The 15,775-nt window shown below is 72.2% G+C and carries 14 protein-coding genes and 1 pseudogene; 8 read left to right on the forward strand and 7 right to left on the reverse strand.

From position 1 onward, the window contains the following. Positions 1 to 45: 45 nt before the first annotated feature. From ACZ6TD_RS06045 to ACZ6TD_RS06055, 3 genes are all read right to left on the reverse strand, one after another. Positions 46 to 825, reverse strand: a complete 780-nt coding sequence (locus ACZ6TD_RS06045; protein WP_471351395.1) for a GNAT family N-acetyltransferase — start codon at positions 823 to 825, stop codon at positions 46 to 48. 64 nt (positions 826 to 889) lie between these two features. Next, on the reverse strand, positions 890 to 1,825 hold the full coding sequence (locus ACZ6TD_RS06050) for a pseudouridine-5'-phosphate glycosidase (protein WP_471351396.1): 936 nt from the start codon (positions 1,823 to 1,825) through the stop codon (positions 890 to 892). After that, positions 1,822 to 2,958: a carbohydrate kinase family protein gene (locus ACZ6TD_RS06055; RefSeq protein WP_471351398.1), complete on the reverse strand. Its 1,137-nt coding sequence runs from the start codon at positions 2,956 to 2,958 to the stop codon at positions 1,822 to 1,824. Before ACZ6TD_RS06055 ends, ACZ6TD_RS06050 begins: the two co-directional genes overlap by 4 nt. 191 nt (positions 2,959 to 3,149) lie before the next feature. Between ACZ6TD_RS06055 and ACZ6TD_RS06060 the strand changes: the two genes are divergently transcribed. The 3 genes from ACZ6TD_RS06060 to ACZ6TD_RS06070 all read left to right on the forward strand — a co-directional run bounded on the left by ACZ6TD_RS06060 (position 3,150) and on the right by ACZ6TD_RS06070 (position 5,844). Next, positions 3,150 to 4,097 (forward strand): ATP-grasp domain-containing protein, encoded by a 948-nt coding sequence (locus tag ACZ6TD_RS06060; protein WP_471351400.1) that lies wholly within the window; start codon positions 3,150 to 3,152, stop codon positions 4,095 to 4,097. Further along, positions 4,094 to 4,927: an ATP-grasp domain-containing protein gene (locus ACZ6TD_RS06065; protein WP_471351402.1), complete on the forward strand. Its 834-nt coding sequence runs from the start codon at positions 4,094 to 4,096 to the stop codon at positions 4,925 to 4,927. The genes ACZ6TD_RS06060 and ACZ6TD_RS06065 overlap by 4 nt, the downstream gene beginning before the upstream one ends. A gap of 161 nt (positions 4,928 to 5,088) precedes the next feature. Then, the gene (locus ACZ6TD_RS06070; RefSeq protein ID WP_471351404.1) at positions 5,089 to 5,844 is read left to right on the forward strand and encodes a thioesterase II family protein; all 756 of its coding nucleotides are present in this window, start codon (positions 5,089 to 5,091) and stop codon (positions 5,842 to 5,844) included. Between the two features lie 23 nt (positions 5,845 to 5,867). Here the strand turns inward: ACZ6TD_RS06070 and ACZ6TD_RS06075 are convergent, their stop codons facing one another. Continuing rightward, positions 5,868 to 7,082: a DUF4032 domain-containing protein gene (locus tag ACZ6TD_RS06075; protein ID WP_471351405.1), complete on the reverse strand. Its 1,215-nt coding sequence runs from the start codon at positions 7,080 to 7,082 to the stop codon at positions 5,868 to 5,870. 174 nt (positions 7,083 to 7,256) lie between these two features. Here ACZ6TD_RS06075 and ACZ6TD_RS06080 point away from each other — a divergent pair, with 174 nt between their 5' ends. Further along, complete coding sequence (locus tag ACZ6TD_RS06080; protein WP_471351407.1) at positions 7,257 to 8,030, forward strand: SDR family NAD(P)-dependent oxidoreductase; 774 nt, start codon at positions 7,257 to 7,259, stop codon at positions 8,028 to 8,030. After that, a pseudogene (locus ACZ6TD_RS06085) lies at positions 8,024 to 8,133 on the forward strand (AraC family transcriptional regulator); the annotation flags it as partial. The gene ACZ6TD_RS06080 and the pseudogene ACZ6TD_RS06085, both read left to right, overlap by 7 nt. A 16-nt stretch (positions 8,134 to 8,149) precedes the next feature. Here the strand turns inward: ACZ6TD_RS06085 and ACZ6TD_RS06090 are convergent. The 3 genes from ACZ6TD_RS06090 to ACZ6TD_RS06100 all read right to left on the reverse strand — a co-directional run bounded on the left by ACZ6TD_RS06090 (position 8,150) and on the right by ACZ6TD_RS06100 (position 13,438). Then, the gene (locus ACZ6TD_RS06090) at positions 8,150 to 10,021 is read right to left on the reverse strand and encodes a CASTOR/POLLUX-related putative ion channel (RefSeq protein WP_471351408.1); all 1,872 of its coding nucleotides are present in this window, start codon (positions 10,019 to 10,021) and stop codon (positions 8,150 to 8,152) included. Between the two features lie 107 nt (positions 10,022 to 10,128). Continuing rightward, positions 10,129 to 12,819, reverse strand: a complete 2,691-nt coding sequence (locus ACZ6TD_RS06095) for a SpoIIE family protein phosphatase (RefSeq protein ID WP_471358853.1) — start codon at positions 12,817 to 12,819, stop codon at positions 10,129 to 10,131. Positions 12,820 to 13,063: 244 nt separating this feature from the next. Then, positions 13,064 to 13,438: a hypothetical protein gene (locus ACZ6TD_RS06100; protein ID WP_471351410.1), complete on the reverse strand. Its 375-nt coding sequence runs from the start codon at positions 13,436 to 13,438 to the stop codon at positions 13,064 to 13,066. 31 nt (positions 13,439 to 13,469) lie between these two features. Between ACZ6TD_RS06100 and ACZ6TD_RS06105 the strand changes: the two genes are divergently transcribed. Genes ACZ6TD_RS06105 through ACZ6TD_RS06115 form a run of 3 tightly spaced genes read left to right on the forward strand, consistent with a single transcriptional unit; the run spans position 13,470 to position 15,755 of the window. After that, on the forward strand, positions 13,470 to 13,637 hold the full coding sequence (locus ACZ6TD_RS06105) for a hypothetical protein (protein ID WP_471351411.1): 168 nt from the start codon (positions 13,470 to 13,472) through the stop codon (positions 13,635 to 13,637). After that, on the forward strand, positions 13,634 to 15,013 hold the full coding sequence (locus ACZ6TD_RS06110; RefSeq protein ID WP_471351413.1) for a Gfo/Idh/MocA family protein: 1,380 nt from the start codon (positions 13,634 to 13,636) through the stop codon (positions 15,011 to 15,013). Before ACZ6TD_RS06105 ends, ACZ6TD_RS06110 begins: the two co-directional genes overlap by 4 nt. 58 nt (positions 15,014 to 15,071) lie before the next feature. Continuing rightward, on the forward strand, positions 15,072 to 15,755 hold the full coding sequence (locus ACZ6TD_RS06115) for a DUF4232 domain-containing protein (RefSeq protein WP_471351414.1): 684 nt from the start codon (positions 15,072 to 15,074) through the stop codon (positions 15,753 to 15,755). Positions 15,756 to 15,775 lie beyond the last annotated feature (20 nt).

Genomic DNA, 15,775 nt, shown 5'->3' on the forward strand with positions numbered 1-15,775 from the left:
ACCGACAAGGCCCCCGGTCACGTCCGCCCCCGGCCCCGGCTGTCGTCAGGCCCGGTACACGTACGGCGTGGTGGTGGTCAGGGGCACGAAGCCGAGCCGGCGCAGGATCGGGCGGCTCAGGCTGGACGCGTCGACCTGGAGATAGCGATAGCCGCGGTCGGCGGCGACACGGGCCCGGAACGCGACCAGGGCGCGGTAGATGCCCCGGCCGCGCCACTCCGGCACGGTGCCCCCGCCCCAGAGCCCGGCGAACGGCGCCCCCGGCGGCAGCTCCATCCGCGCCGCGCTGACCGGCCGGTCACCGTCCATGGCCACCACCGCGACGACCGTGTCCGGCTCCTCGGCGAGCTGGGTGAGGAGCCGGTGCCGGAGAGCGGCGCCGTCGTCGCCGAACGCCCGCTCATGGACGTCCACCACCCGTTCCACACCGGCCGTGTCGGTCACCTGGAGCAGCCGGATGCCCTGGGGCGGTTCGACGGCGGTGTCCAGGTCGGCCACCTGGGCGACCATCAGCGTCTCCTCGGGCTCGGGGACGAATCCGGCCGCCCGGAGCCGTTCGCCGAGGTCGCCGGGGCGGTCGTGCGCGTACAGCTTCCATTCGAAGGCGCGGTCCGCGCCCCCGAAGTGCCGTAGCTGCGCGGCGATCGCCGCATCGGCGGTGGCGTCGTCCAGATCCGACCACAGCACGCCGTTCCAGTCGTCGCGGCCGCCGCCGGTCTGCCGCACCACCGCGCCCACGCGCTCGACCCGGACGCCGGGGCCGTCGGCCCGCGCGCCCTGTCTCATCTCCCGGTCGTACAGCTCACGCACCACATCACGGTCCATGCGCCCACCCCAGCACCGGGCCCCGCCGACGGCAAACGATTTTCGGGCCGTCGAGGTCGACGCGTTACGATCCGCCCGCCGCCCCGGCGGCGTAGTGGATCGCGATCCGCGCCCCGAGCCGTGCGTTGTTCTTGACCAGGGCGATATTGGTCCGCAGGCTCTCCCCCTCCGTCAACTCCACGATCCGGCTGAGCAGATACGGGGTCGCGTCCTTGCCGCCGATCCCCGCCTCCGCCATCTCGGCGAGGGCCCGCTCGATGATGCCGTCCATCCGCCCGGCGGGGATCTCCTCGGCCTCGGGAACCGGGTTGGCGATGCTCAGCCCCGCCGTCATGCCCAGCTCCCACTGGGCGCGCATGGTGGCGGCGATCTCCTCGGGTGAGTCGACGCGCAGCGGGGAGCGGAAGCCGCTCACCCGGGAGTAGAAGGCGGGGAAGTCGTCGGTGCCGTAGGTGAGCACCGGAACGCCCAGGGTCTCCAGCTTCTCCAGGGTCAGCCCGATGTCGAGGATGCTCTTGACCCCGGCGCTGATCACGGCCACCGGGGTGGTGGCGAGCTCGGTGAGATCGGCGCTGATGTCGAAGGACCGCTCCGCTCCCCGGTGCACTCCGCCGATGCCACCGGTGACGAAGACCCGGATCCCGGCGAGCGCGGCGAGCCGCATGGTGGACGCCACGGTGGTCGCGCCATGGCCGCCGCGCGCGATGACATGGGCGAGGTCGCGCACGCTGACCTTGCCCACCTCGGGGCTGGTGGCGAGCAGTTCCAGATCGGCCCGGTCCAGACCGGCGCGCGGCCTGCCGTGGAGGACGGCGATGGTGGCGGGGACCGCGCCCTCGGCGCGGATGATCTCCTCGACCTCGGTGGCCATCTCGACGTTCTGCGGATACGGCATGCCGTGGCTGATGATCGTGGACTCCAGCGCGACCACGGGACGGCCGTCGAGCAGGGCCTCCGCGACCTCCTCGGTGAGGGTCAGCCGGGGGTGGGGGGTGGTCATGTGGTCCTCCGCAGCGGGGCGTCGAGCGCGTCCTCGATCAGACGCGGGGTCAGGTCGGGTCGTACGGTGGCGGGGGTGGCCACGGTCAGCGCGGCGGCGGCGTGGCCGTTGCGGGCGGCGTCGACCGGGTCGGCGCCACCGAGCAGGGCGTGGGCGAACGCGCCGAGCATCGCGTCCCCGGCCCCGGTGACGTCCCGCACCTCGGCCGGCGGCGCCTCCAGTGACGTCCGGCCCTCGTCGAGGGTGCTCAGCAGGGAGCCGCGCGCCCCGAGCCGCACCCACACGTGCCGCACGCCGCGGTCATGGAGGACGGCCACGGCCCGGAGCAGCTCCGGGTCGTCCGCGTCCGTGGCCCCGTCGAGGTCCCGGCCCGCGAGCGCGCCCAGCTCCGCCACGTTCGGCGTGACGGCGAAGACCGGGCGCCCGGTAGCGAACAGCGGGGCGAGCAGCGCCGCCTTGAGGACGCTCACCGGGTCGATCAGCGTCTGGACCCCGGTGGCGGAGGCGAGGTCCAGGACGTAGGAGAGCACCCGCGGGGAGAGGTTCCCGTCCAGTACCAGCAGACCGGCGTTGCCGATGAGTTCCCGCGCGGCGTGGAGGTGCTCGGGGGCCAGCGCGTCCGTGGCGGCCATATCGGCGATGGCCACGACCAGATCGCCGTCGGCGTCCAGCACCGCCGTATAGGTGCCGGTGGGATGCGGGCCGCGGTGCACATGCTCGACGCGCACCCCGGCGGCCTGGGTCTCGCTCAGCAGCCGCTCCCCCGCCGCGTCCTGCCCCACGGCCGCGATGAGATGGGTCGGGGTGCCCAGCCGGGCGAGGTTCTCGGCGACATTGCGGGCCACCCCGCCGGGGCTGGTGTGGGACCGCCCCGGATTACTGGTGCGGTACGCCACGGGGGCGAGGCTGCGCACCTTGATGTCCACATTGGCCCCGCCGATGACCACCACCGCGTGCTCCTGGCGCAGGATGTAGCCGCGCCCCAGGATGGCGCCCTTCTTGCCCAGGTTGGAGAGGTGCACATTGACCGCGGCCCGCGTGGTCCCGAGGGCGTCGGCGATGGACTGGGCTCCGGCCAGCGGGTCCCGCCGCAGCAGCGCGAGTATCTCCCGCTCCCTGCGCGTCAGCGTCATGTTCAGCAGAGTAAAGCAAACTTAGCCCGATAAACAGGCTGCGGTCAGGGGCCGTGGAACAGGCCACTGACGCCCATGGGTTGGCCCAGGAGATCGCACAAGAACGGCGGATGACATCCTGAGGAGCCATGGCGCGCCGGACACTCTCGGCAGCGGCCCGGGAACCTGTCCGGTGACGAGGAAGAAGACCGATGAGACTCTGCTTTCTGGTGGAGGAGCGCTATCGCCACGACGGCATGCCGCGTGAGGTGATCCGTCAGCTCTCCGCCTGGGGCCACCAGGTGGACGTGGTCCGGCCGGGTCGTTCCCTGATGCGGATGTCCGACGCGGTGCGGGCGGGCAGCCATGACGCCTGGGTGCTCAAGACGGTGTCCGGGGGGCCCGGGCTCACGCTGCTGGAGGCCGCGGCGGCGGTCGGGCTGACCACCGTCAACGACGCCCGCTCCATCCGCGGTGTACGGGACAAGGCCCTGGCGGCCGCCATCGGGCGCAGCCGTGGCCTGCCGATGCCACCCACCTACGCGGCGGCCCGGCCCGAGGCGCTGGAGGAGATACCGGAGGCCGAGTTCCCCCTGGTGGTCAAGCCCGCGGACGGCAGCTCGGGACGGGCCGTGCGGCTGGTGCCGACCCCGGACCGGCTCAGGGCGCTGCGGGCCGAGCTGGCGGCGGAGGGGATGCTCATCGCACAGCCGTATGTGCCGAATTCGGGCATCGACCTCAAGGTGTACTGCGTGGGCGGGGAGTTGTACGCCACCGAGCGGGTGTCACCGCTCGGTGGCGACGGGGGCGAACGCGGCCGCCGGGTACCGCTGTCCGCCGAAGTGGCGGCCATCGCCGCCGAGGTCGGCACGGCCTACGGTCTCGATCTGTACGGGGTGGATGTGCTGCTGGGCCCGGACGGACCGGTGGTCGTCGATGTGAACGACTTCCCCAGCTTCAAGGAGGTGCCGGACGCGGCGGCCCGGGTGGGGCGCGCGGTACTGGAGTTGGCGCGCGGGGGCGGTGGCCGGTCCGGACCGGAGCTCGTCGGCGCCCTCACCGGGGCCGAGCCTCCGGTAGGCGCTCCGGAGCCGGTCCCGGGTACCCCCGCGGCCACGGCCACGGGCCGGATGACCGCCACGGTGAGCGGCGGCCGATGAGGATCGGCCTGATCACCGCCGACCCCGGCCATCAACTCCTCGCCGACGCCACGGCCTTGCTCAGCCCCCGCCATGAGGTGGTGGCGCTCGACCCGCGTGGCCACGACGGAACGAAGGCGCAGGACCTGGCCTCCCCCAGGGAACTCGCCGATGTGTATCTGCTGAAGGCCCGGACCCCGCCCGCGCTGGCGCTCGCCCGGTCCCTGGAGCGGCGTGGCGCCCCGGTGGTGAACTCCGCCGCCGCCACCGCGCGGTGCCAGGACCGGACGGCGATGGCCGAACGGGCGCTCCGCGCCGGTCTGCCGTTCGCCCCCACCCGTACCGTGGCCTGCCTCGCCGGACTGGCGGCGGAGCCGCCCCGTCGTCCCGTCGTCGTCAAGAGCCGCCACAGCCGCCGCCACGACCTGGTGGCCCGCGTGGACGACGCCGCACATCTGCGTGCCCTGACCGCGAACTGGGCGGATGAGCCCGTGGTGGTGCAGGACTTCGTCCCGAACGACGGCTGGGACCACAAGCTGTGGGTGGTCGCGGGCCGGGTGTTCGCCGCGCTGCGCCGGTCGGAGCTGGCGGCCGGCGGCCGCGGTCCGAACCTGCCGCTCGCCCTCGACTCGCTGCCACCGGGCTGGCTGGATCCGGTGCTCCGGGTCGGTTCGGTGTTCTGTCTGGACGTCTACGGTGTGGATCTGATCGACGCGGGCGGCGGCGCCCCGCTGATCGTGGACATCAACGCCTTCCCGGGAATCCGCGGTCAGGCGGGGGCTCCCGAGGCGCTGGCGGCCCTGGCGCTGCGGACGGCCGAACGGGGCGGACTCACCGCCTCCCGCACATGACCGACACGAGGGAAATACTAGGGGACTCCCGGCCGAAATAGGGGTGGCCGCAGCTCGGATGGGACCGGCAGGGTGGTCTACTGGTCTGCGCGCGACCCGAGGCACGCGCGTGACAGCCACCCGACAGCCGCCGCAGAGCGAGCGGCACGAAAGGACATCACGTGACCGCAAACCCCACCGGCACAAGCCTGTGGATCAGGCAGTTCCACCCCGCGCCGACCGCGGCGACGCGACTCGTCTGCCTGCCCCACGCCGGCGGGTCCGCCTCCTACTACTTCCCCGTCTCCAAGGCCCTCTCGCCCACGGTCGATGTGCTCGCCGTGCAGTATCCGGGACGCCAGGACCGGCGCAACGAGAAGTGCATAGACAACATCGCCGAGCTGGCCGACGCGCTGGTGCCCGAGCTGCTGCCCTATACGGACAAGCCGGTGGCGCTTTTCGGCCACAGCATGGGCGCCACGCTGGCCTTCGAGGTCGCCCTGCGCCTGGAGCAGAAGGGGGTGCTGCCGGTGGCGCTGTTCGCGTCGGGGCGGCGCGCCCCGTCCTGCCACCGTGACGAGTCCGTGCACCTCCGCGACGACGACGGGCTGATCGCCGAGGTGAAGGCGCTCAGCGGCACCGACACCCAGCTCCTCGGCGACGACGAGATCCTCCGGATGGTGCTGCCCGCGATCCGCAGCGACTACAAGGCGGCCGAGACCTACCGCTACACCCCCGGCCCGCGGTTGGCGACGCCCATCCACGCGCATGTGGGTGACGACGACCCCAAGGCGAGCGTGGAGGAGGCCCGCGCCTGGGGCGAGCACACCACCGGTGGCTTCGACCTCCAGGTCTACTCCGGCGGCCACTTCTACCTCAACGACCAGGCGCCGCGGGTGATCGCGTCGATCCGGGACGTGCTGACCTCGAAGTCCTGAACACCCGCCCGGCCGCAGGGCGTTCAGCCGCCTGGCCGGTGGGTCAGGACGGTCCGTATGTAGTCCTCCACGGTGGTGTCCAGGCCCACGTCCCGGCCGGCCCGCTCGGACAACAGCCAGCGGTGTTCCAGCAGTTCGTAGTAGATCTGCGCGGTGTCGGTGGCACCGCGCAGCTCTTTCGGCACGGCCCGCACGGTGGGCCGGAAGACATCGCGGACCCACCGGTGGGCGAGCACCTCAGGGCGGGCGCCGAGCGGATCGCCGGGCGCGTAGTCGTCCTGGGTGGCCATCCAGGTCTCCAGGTCGTTCAGGAGGCTGCGGGCCTGGTTCTCCTCCGCGTCGAGCCCGGTCAGCCGCAGCAACTGCCGCTGGTGGTGGCCCGCGTCCACGACCTTGGGCACGAAGGTGACGGCGTCGCCGTCGGGCGAGCGCTCGATCTGCATCTCCGCCACGTCGAACCCGAGGTCGTTCAGGCGGCGGACGCGCCGGTCGATGGCGTGGCGCTGGGCGAGCGGATAGACCGACTGACGGGTCAGCTCGTGCCACAGGTCGCAGTACCGCTCGACGATGGCCTGGCCGAAGAGCACCGGGTCGACCGAGGGGTGCAGGGAGCCGCTCGCCTCCAGGTCCATCAGCTCTCCCGCGATGTTCACCCGCGCCACCTCGACGTCGTACTCCCGCTGTCCGCTGGTGAGCCTCGGCTGGATCTGCCCGGTCTCGGCGTCCACCAGATAGGCGGCGTACGCGCCCGCGTCGCGCCGGAAGAGGGTGTTGGACAGCGAGCAGTCGCCCCAGGCGAACCCGGCCAGGTGCAACCGCACCAGCAGCACGGCGAGCGCGTCGAGCAGCCGTCTGATGGTGCCGGGCCGCATGGTCGTCTGGAACATGGACCGGTACGGCTGCGACCCCGCCAGGTGGCGGGTGATCAGCGCCGGTTCCAGCGGATCGCCGTGCTCGTCGGTGCGCCCGGTCACCACCGCGAGCGCGTCCACCGCGGGGACCGCGAGCCGGTCCAGATCGCGCAGCAGCCCGTACTCCCGCACCGCCGCCCACTCGCCGACCTCCTTGACCGCCACGATCTCGCCGCCCGCCCGCGCGAAGCGGACGACATGGCGGGAGATGCCCCGGTCCAGCGCGACCAGGTGCTCCTCCGGCCACTCCGCCAGCGGGATGTTCCACGGCAGATCGAGCAGGGACGCCGGATGCTCGGGCGAGGTGGCGGTGATCTGCAGCTCCATGACACCCCAGTGTGCGGTACGGACGTGGCATCCGAGCCGGTCGTACGGGGACCCGACGCACGATCAAATGGACAGAATCTATCCGGATACATACGCTGAAGATCCAATCGGACAAGATCTGTCCGCTCAGGGAGGCCGCCGCGACAGGACCGACACTTCGAAGGGAGCCCGCGCATGACCCACCTCGCCGGCACCACCGCGGTGATCACAGGAGCCAGCGAGGGCCTCGGCTACGCCATCGCGGACGCCTTCGCGGTGGAGGGCGCCGACTTGGTACTGCTCGCCCATGACCGGGACAAGCTGGAGCGGGCCCGCCACACCCTGGCCGGACACGGCACCACCGTACGCGGACTCTGCGTGGACCTGGCCGACCCCGGCGCCGCCACCGCCGCCGCGCGTCAGGTGCTCGCGCTCACCGGGCGGGTGGACACCCTGGTCAACAACGCGGGCACGGCACACTTCAGCCCGCTCGCCCAGACCTCGGCCGACTCCTTCGACGCCATGCTGCACCACAATGTCCGGGTGCCCTTCCTCCTCGCCCAGGCGCTGCTGCCCGCGCTCGTCGAGGGGCGTGGCAGCATCATCAACATCAGCAGCTACTGGGCCCATACGGCGTCCGCCGACCGCCCGTCCGCGGCCTACTCCGCCACCCACGGCGCCATCAACGCGATGACCAGGGCACTCGCCAATGAACTGGGTCCCTCCGGAGTCCGGGTCAACGGCATCGCTCCCGGCGCCGTGCCCGCCCCGGCGTGCGAACGGGACCGCCTCGTCCCGATGGGCACCGGGGAGCGGTACGGAGCCGGTCACGCCCCGGAGGCCCATCCGCCGGGCCGGACCGGCGAACCCCACGAGGTGGCCGCCGCGGCGGCCTTCCTCGCCTCCCCCCGAGCCGGGTGGACCACCGGCACCATCATGAACGTGGACGGCGCACTGGCCGTCCGCTGACGGCCGTGGCGCATCGCTGCGGCCGGCGTCCAGCAGCGCCTTCATCGATGTCTTCCGCCGGGCCTTCGGCCACACCCCAGGCGCCCATCGCGCGCTCGGCTGACGCCCCGCGCCCGCGTTCAGTCCTCGGCCAGGACCACGACCGTATCGCCCTCCCCCAGGGTCAGCGGCGCGGTCTTGGACGGGTTGAGGTGGACTCCGTAGAGCGGCGGCTCGTCGCTGTGCCGGGCCAGCCGGTAGCCGATGGCCGTCTCACCGCGCTGGCGGGCGGCCTCGATGACGGTGGCGAAGTTGGCCTCCGCGCCCGGTATCAGATAGCTGGGCGCCGGTTTGAGGTAGATCTCGGACCCCTGCGGGTCGAAGAGGTCGGCGAAGACCGCGTACAGATGGCGGTTCTCGGTGAGCTGGGTCAGCAGCAGGCTGATCACCTTGGTGCTGACGATGAAGTCGTCGGCCTTGGTGACCTGCGCGACCTCGCGGTTGGCGTCGTCGTGCATCTCGGTGACGATGGAATACGGATCGCCGAGCTGGATCTCGATGTCGCGCAGGTGGAGCAGGGTGACCAGGGTGCGGTCGTCGGCGCGTCCGGGGTCGATCCCGTCGTCCGTCAGCACCACGATGTGGCGGTAGCCGTCCAGCCCGAGCGCCTCCAGCGACGGACGGCGGGTGGGTTCGCAGTGCTTGAAGCCGACGGTCAGGTTCTTCAGCTCCCGGTTCGCCTCCTCCCGGGGCGGACGCGGGGCGGCGATGTCCACCACCGACCCGGGTTTCACCAGCAGGTCGAGCTGCGCGATGATCTTCTCCGCGCGGGAGTTCCAGCCGATCAGCAGCGTACGGTCCGGCACCGGTGGCTGGAACTCGGCCATGGCCATCGCCGGGCGTACGATCCGGGGCCGGGTGGCCGCGGCCTTGATGAGCAGATCGTCCTCCGCGACCATCAGCAGCCGGTCCCCACGCCCGATGACGGTGTCCATGGGCGGGTTGACCAGCACCTCGCCGTCCGCGCGGCGCACGCCGATGGGCACCCCGAGCTCGAAGGCGTTCAGCGACTCCCCGTAGGTGGCGCCGGCCAGTGCGGGCTCGTCCCAGGGGTAGATCTCATTGCCGATGAAGCTGAGCAGTTCGTTGAAGACGGTGGACAGACCGGACTGGCGGTGGGACTGCACGATCAGGCCGACCGCGATGTCATCGGCGTCGATCACCAGCGCGGTGTCCCCCGCGGCGAGCCGGGCGGCCGCCAGGTTCGCCGAACTCTGCACGGCCGCCACCACATTGGGCCGGGTCCCGGTCCAGGTGCGGCTGTTCAGCAGCAACAGCGACTTGATGACGTCGATGTCGCTGTCGTCCCCGATGGGCGAGAGCACCATGATGGCCTTGGCGCTGTCCGGGCTCACCAGCTCCAGGTCGCCGCGCTGGAGCGGATTGCCGGAGCGGCAGACCACCCGGGTCTTCCCGGTGTCCGGGATGCGGCGCCGGATCTCGTCCTCCATGTCGACCTTGTCCCGGTCGGCGAGGATCACCACACAGGAGCGCCGTTCGCTCTGATTGGCCTCCACCAGCTCCGCTATCACCGTGAAGACCTGCTCCGACCAGCCCAGCACGATGGTGTGGCCGTGCTCCATCAGCCGTGAGGTGCCCTTGCGCAGCTGCTGGATCCGGGCCTCCAGGCCGGTGGTCATCACACCGATCAGCGCGCTGACGATGAAGATGCCGCCGATGGTCACCGTGAGCATGAGGATGAGGAACAGCGGCCGGCCGCTGTCCCCGCCCATCGTGCCCGGGTCGAGGGTGCGCAGCAGGCTCATCCAGACGATGCCCGGCCAGCCGCCGTTCTCCTTGGTGTCCTTGTGGGCGAAGGCGACCGCCGCCCCGGAGACCAGGGTGATCAACGCCAATGAGGCCAGCCCCAGCCAGCCGATCAGCGCCGGGGTGCCACGGTCCATCGTCCCGTCGAACCAGTACCGCAGCCGCTCCCGCAGCCTCTTGCGCATGCCGCATTCCTCCATAGCCCATCGCGCCACCGGGCCCAACGGCCCGTGGTGAGCGGCGCTTTACGCCATGAGGGTGTCGTCTGACGGGGCTTCGGCGCCAATCGGGGTCAGCCGGGGGTGTCGGCCCACTGGTCGAGGAGGTCGTCGCCCGTGCGTTCGCCCGGCGGTGTCACCGGGCCGGTCAGGGGCTGCTCGGCCCAGATGATCTTGCCGTTGGGAGTGTAGCGGGTCCCCCAGCGCTGGGCGTACTGGGCCACGAGGAAGAGACCTCGGCCGCCTTCGTCGGTGGTGGCGGCGCGGCGCAGATGCGGGGAGGTGCTGGAGCCGTCCGCCACCTCGCAGATGAGGGTGCGGGCGCGCAGCAACCGGACGCGGCTGGGGCCGCATCCGTGGCGGATGGCGTTGGTCATCAGCTCGCTGAGGATGAGTTCGGTGGTGAAGCCGGCCTCCTCCAGTCCCCATGCGCTCAGTTGCTCGGCGGCCTCGTTGCGGATGCGGGCCACCGCGGCGGGGTCGGAGGGCAGCTCCCATTCGGCGACGTGACCGGGGTCCAGCAGATGGGTGCGGGCCACGAGGAGGGCGATGTCGTCGCCGGGGTGGGAGGACGCCATGGTGTCGAAGACGGCCTGGCAGGTCTCCTCCGGAGTGCGCTCGGGCAGTCCGGCGAGGGTGGCGCGCAGCACGCCGAGCCCCTCGTCGAAGTCCCGGCCGCGGTCCCGGATCAGCCCGTCGGTGAACAGGGCGAGCCGGCTGCCCTCGGGCAGCTCCAGCTCGACGGTCTCGATGGGATCGCCGCCCAGGCCCAGCGGCGGGCCGAGGGGGACGTCGGGGAAGGTCACGGTGGAGTCGGGGAGGACCACCGCCGGGCCCGGGTGGCCGGCGCCCGCCATCGTGCAGCGGCCGGAGACCGGGTCGTAGACGGCGTACAGACAGCTGGCGCCGCTGATCCCCGGGGCGTCGGTGCCCGCGGCGGCCTGGTCCTGGTCGAACCGGCTGACCAGCTCGTCGAGATGGGCCAGGAGTTCATCGGGCGGCAGGTCGAGCGCGGAGAAGTTGTGCACGGCGGTGCGCAGCCGGCCCATGGTGGCGGCGGCGTGCAGTCCGTGGCCGACGACATCGCCGACGACGAGGGCGACCCGGGAGCCGGGCAGGGGGATGACGTCGAACCAGTCGCCACCGACTCCGGCCCGCGCGGGCAGATAGCGGTGGGCCACTTCCATGGCGTCCTGTTCGGGCAGGCCCTGGGGCAGCAGGCTGCGCTGCAGGGTGGCCGCCATCGCGTGTTCGCGGGTGTAGCGGCGGGCGTTGTCGATGGCCACCGCGGCGCGGGCGACCAGCTCCTCGGTGAGCGCCACGTCGTCCTCGTCGAACGGCTCGGACTTCTCCGAGCGCCAGAAGGTGGCGATGCCCAGGGTGACGTCCCGCGCCCGCAGCGGGATGGTGATCATCGAGTGGATGCCATACTTGACGATCTTGGTGGCCTGCTCGGGGTCCTGCTCCTGCCATCCCTCGTAGGTCCGCAGGTCCGCCTCGAGCACCGACCGGCCCGCGCCGAAGCCCAGCGCCTGGGGCACGGTGCCGCTGTAGGTGATCATCTTGCCGACCCGCCACAGCGGATGGTCGGCCCGGATGCCACAGGTGGCGGTGCGGCGCATTGCGCTGCCCACGGGCTCGTCACCGCGCAGCACGGGGTCCACGAGGTCGACGGTGGCGAAGTCGGCGAACCACGGGACGGCGAAGCGGGTCAGCTCCTCGGCGGTCCGTACGACATCGAGGGTGGTGCCGACCTTCGCACCGGCCTCGTAGAGCAGCCTCAGCCGCCGCTCCGCCACTTCGGCCTTGCCGGACAGGGCGCGCAGTTCGGTGGAGTCGCGGAGCGTGGCGACGCTTCCGGACATCCCGCCGTCCCACCGGGTGGAGCGCTGGTTGACGGCCAGCAGCCGCTCCCCGGCCAGATGCACCTCGTCGGTGGCGACCCGGCCCGAGGCGAGCAGCTCGGCGGTGCGCGGCTCGATGCCGAGCTCGGTGACGGGGCGGCCCTCGGCGTCCGGGGGCAGGTCGAGCAGCCGGCCGGCCTCGTCGTTGGCGAGGACCAGGCGGCCGTGGCTGTCGACGATGAGCACGCCTTCCTTCACGGAGTGCAGAACGGCGTCGTGGTGCTCGTACATGCGGGTCATCTGAGCGGGGCCGAGCCCTCGCGTCTGCCGCCGCAGCCGCCCACCCACCAGCGCCGTCCCACCGGTGGCGAGCGCGAGCGCACCGGCGGCGGAGCCGAAGACCAGCGGAAGCTGGCGCTCGACCCGGCCGCTCACATCGGCGGCGGTCATCCCGGCGCACACCACACCGGCCACGGTGCCGTCGCCCTTGGGGATCGGGACGGTGGCCTGGACCTCCCGGCCGAGGGGCCCCTGCACGGACTCGGTGACGATCTTGCCCTTCACCACGGGCCGCCAGTCGGCCACCAGCGTCTTGCCGATGTACTGCGGCTTGGGGTGGGTGTAACGGATGCCGTGGGTGTTCGCCACGACCACGAAGTCCAGATGCGCCCGCCGGCGGGTCTCCTCGGCCCGCGGCTGGAGCAGGGTGGTGGGATTCTCGGTGCGCATCGCGGACGCGGTGCCCGGGGAGGTGGCGAAGGTCTGGGCGACGGCGGTGGCGCGGTTGAGGGCCTCCTGCTCGCTGTCGATCCGGGCCTGGAGGATGAGCGCCGTCGTGGCCGCCACGATGAGCAGGCACACGAGCAGCACCTGGACAGCGAAAACCTGCCCGGCGATGCTGCGCACGCTCAAGCCGCGCAGGCGCAGGAGCGAGCGGAGGCGCGTCCGGGAGGGGGTCGGGGCAAGTCTCGATAGACCGAAAACTCCGATCACGCACCCTTCCTACCATTTACTCCCCTCCGGCCGGGAAGCCCCGTGGCGCACGATCGACGGCCGTCCCGAAGCGTGATACGGGTCGGCACGATGTGTGGCGCCCCGCACACGCAGCGCTCATCATGGCCCCCTCGACGGGTGTCACCGGCCCCGCCGGAACGAGGGGACACGGTCACACGTCGACCCGGAGGGCCACATCGCGCATCGTCGCCCTCGCGGCGTCCAGATCCACCCGCGCCCGGTCGGCCACCAGATAGAGGAAGACACCCTGGCTGGTGCGCTGACTGAGCGGACGGATCAGGTGGTATTCGGTGTCCAGCGTGACGACGATGTCCTCGAGGCGCTCCGGACTGTAGCCGAGGAACTCCAGAGTGGACAGTTTGGCCCGCAGCACATCCGTGTCCCCGTAGGCCACCTTCTCCAGGTCCGGTCCCTGCGGGGTCTGGAGGGCGCCCAGGGTGATCCGGCTCAGATAGTCGACGAGCGAGGCCGCGAGTGCGCCCTCGCACTCCATCACCTCGCGCAGCGACTCCTGGATATCGGTCATGGCCCGTCGCCCTCCCGGGACCCTGGAGGTCATGTCCACCTATTTCATCCTTGCACAGGGTCCGCCGGTGCACCCCATGGCGCGGCCGCCCCGGCGCCGTGCGGCACTCCCCGTGGTGGCGGGCGGCCGATCGTCCTATCCTGCGCAGGCGTTGATCGACTTCGGATTGAATCGTTTGCTTCCGCTGGAGGACGCATGACCGTCGGCAGCACCCCGTCCCGGGCCGTGGTGGTGGGCACCGGCTCCCGGGCCCAGATGTTCACCGAAGCACTGGCCCGCCGCCCACGGCTGAGGGTCGCCGCGCTGTGCGATCCGAACCCCGTGCGCATCGCCCACCACCAGCGGCTGCTGAAGGAGGCCGGCGAGCCGGAGGCGGCCGCCTGGAGCCCGGAGGAGTTCGAGCGGAGGCTGCGCGCGGACGATATCCAGGAGGTGGTGGTGACCTGCGTGGACGCGCTGCACGACGCGTACATCGTGCCCGCGCTGCGGGCCGGCTGCCGGGTGGTCACCGAGAAGCCGATGACCACCGACGCGGCCAAGTGCCGCCGCATCCTGGAGACGGTCCGGGAGACCGGCAACCATCTGGCGGTCGCCTTCAACTACCGCTTCAACCCGGTGCACGAGGAGGTCCACCGGCAGTTGTCCGCAGGCGCCATCGGCGAGGTGCTGTCGGTGCACTTCGAGTGGCTGCTGGACACCCGGCACGGTGCCGACTACTTCCGCCGCTGGCACCGCGAGAAGGAGCACAGCGGCGGGCTGATGGTGCACAAGTCCAGCCACCACTTCGACCTGGTCAACTGGTGGCTGGGGGCGCGGCCCGAGGAGGTGTTCGGCTACGGCCGGCTCGGCTTCTACGGCCGTGCGGCGGGCGAACGCAGCGGCTACCGGCGCGAGTACGAGCGGGCGCACGGCGCCGCCGCCGCCAGGGACGACCCGTTCGCGCTGGAGCTCGCCGAGAACGACGCGATGCGCTCGCTGTACCTGGACGCCGAGGGCGAGGACGGCTACCACCGCGACCGCAATGTGTTCGGCGACGACATCACCATCGAGGACGACATGGCGCTGCTGGTCCGCTATGACACCGGCGCCACCATGACGTACCACCTGACCGCCTACTCCCCCTGGGAGGGCTACCGCGTGATGTTCAACGGCACCCGGGGCCGGCTGGAGCTGGAGGTCGAGGAGAGCGCGTGGCAGCCGCCGCTGCTGGGCACCGCCTCCGGCCGCGGCACCATCCACGGCGACCAGGCCCTGGCCAACGCGGGCGGTCCGCGGCTGGGCTTGCGACCGCTGTGGGAGCCGCCGCGGGAGGTGGAGCTGCCGGCGTTCGACCACGCCGGACACGGCGGCGGGGACGAGCGGATGCTCGATGTGCTCTACGGCCCGGTGGGCCCGGCGGACGGCCCGGTGGATCCGGCGGCGGCCGCCGAAGGGGCGGCCGTGGACGCCTCGGACGCGTCCCGCCGGCGGGCCACCGAGGAGGACGGGGCACTCGCGCTGGTCACCGGGCTCGCGGCCAACCAGTCGTTCGTCAGCGGAAAGCCGGTGGCCACGGCGGACGTCGTGACGCTGTAACCGGGGCGTTCGGTCCAACGCGGCTCATTCCGTCCGGGGTTGGGGCAGGATGAGCCGCATGGACACGGATGCGATCACCACACCCCGGGCGCCCCTCTTCCGGAGCGCCGCCCGGCACCGCCGAAGACGGCTGCTCGGCGCGCTCGCGGCGGCCGGTCTGCTCACCGCGTGCGGTACGCAAGTCCCGTCGGGAGTGGCCGCGGTGCCCGACGAGGCCACGTCCCGCCCGGCGGGCCCCACCGCCTCCCCGGACACCACCGCCCCCACCGCTCCCGCGGCCTGCCCCGACTCGGGGGTGCTGCTGCGGGCCGCGGAGGCCGACGCGGCGATGGGGCTGCGGGTGCAGCAGATCGAGCTGGTGAACTGCGGCACGCGCGCTTACACGGTGAGCGGCCATCCGTCCGTCCAGGTGCTGGACGAGGACCTGGAGCCGCTGGAGGTCACGGTCAGCCACGGGGCCTCGGCCATCGCCACCCTCGACGGCTTCGAGACGGCCACCGGGCCGGTGCGGCTGAAGCCCGGCGAGCGGGCGGTGGCGCGGCTGGCGTGGCGGAACCTGGTGACGGACGTGACACGCCCCGCCGCCGACGGGCGCTATCTGCGGATCGCGCCGAACGGCGGCGGAACGGACACCCAGACCGTGCCCGACCATATCGACCTGGGCACCACCGGCAAGCTGGGCGTGAGCGCCTGGGCCCGCCCGGCCCCGGATTCCCCGGAGCGCCCGGACGCCCGTCCGTAGCCGCCCGCCGGTGGCGCCGT

The sequence above is a fragment of the Streptomyces yongxingensis genome (genome assembly GCF_055597465.1).

Excerpts from the sequence above, each read along its gene's own strand:
- ACZ6TD_RS06045 (WP_471351395.1), bottom strand. The coding sequence starts at position 825 with ATGGACCGTGATGTGGTGCGTGAGCTGTACGACCGGGAGATGAGACAG.
- ACZ6TD_RS06050 (WP_471351396.1), bottom strand. The coding sequence starts at position 1,825 with ATGACCACCCCCCACCCCCGGCTGACCCTCACCGAGGAGGTCGCGGAG.
- ACZ6TD_RS06055 (WP_471351398.1), bottom strand. The coding sequence starts at position 2,958 with ATGACGCTGACGCGCAGGGAGCGGGAGATACTCGCGCTGCTGCGGCGG.
- ACZ6TD_RS06060 (WP_471351400.1), top strand. The coding sequence starts at position 3,150 with ATGAGACTCTGCTTTCTGGTGGAGGAGCGCTATCGCCACGACGGCATG.
- ACZ6TD_RS06065 (WP_471351402.1), top strand. The coding sequence starts at position 4,094 with ATGAGGATCGGCCTGATCACCGCCGACCCCGGCCATCAACTCCTCGCC.
- ACZ6TD_RS06075 (WP_471351405.1), bottom strand. The coding sequence starts at position 7,082 with ATGGAGCTGCAGATCACCGCCACCTCGCCCGAGCATCCGGCGTCCCTG.
- ACZ6TD_RS06080 (WP_471351407.1), top strand. The coding sequence starts at position 7,257 with ATGACCCACCTCGCCGGCACCACCGCGGTGATCACAGGAGCCAGCGAG.
- ACZ6TD_RS06090 (WP_471351408.1), bottom strand. The coding sequence starts at position 10,021 with ATGCGCAAGAGGCTGCGGGAGCGGCTGCGGTACTGGTTCGACGGGACG.
- ACZ6TD_RS06100 (WP_471351410.1), bottom strand. The coding sequence starts at position 13,438 with ATGACCGATATCCAGGAGTCGCTGCGCGAGGTGATGGAGTGCGAGGGC.
- ACZ6TD_RS06105 (WP_471351411.1), top strand. The coding sequence starts at position 13,470 with ATGTCCACCTATTTCATCCTTGCACAGGGTCCGCCGGTGCACCCCATG.
- ACZ6TD_RS06110 (WP_471351413.1), top strand. The coding sequence starts at position 13,634 with ATGACCGTCGGCAGCACCCCGTCCCGGGCCGTGGTGGTGGGCACCGGC.
- ACZ6TD_RS06115 (WP_471351414.1), top strand. The coding sequence starts at position 15,072 with ATGGACACGGATGCGATCACCACACCCCGGGCGCCCCTCTTCCGGAGC.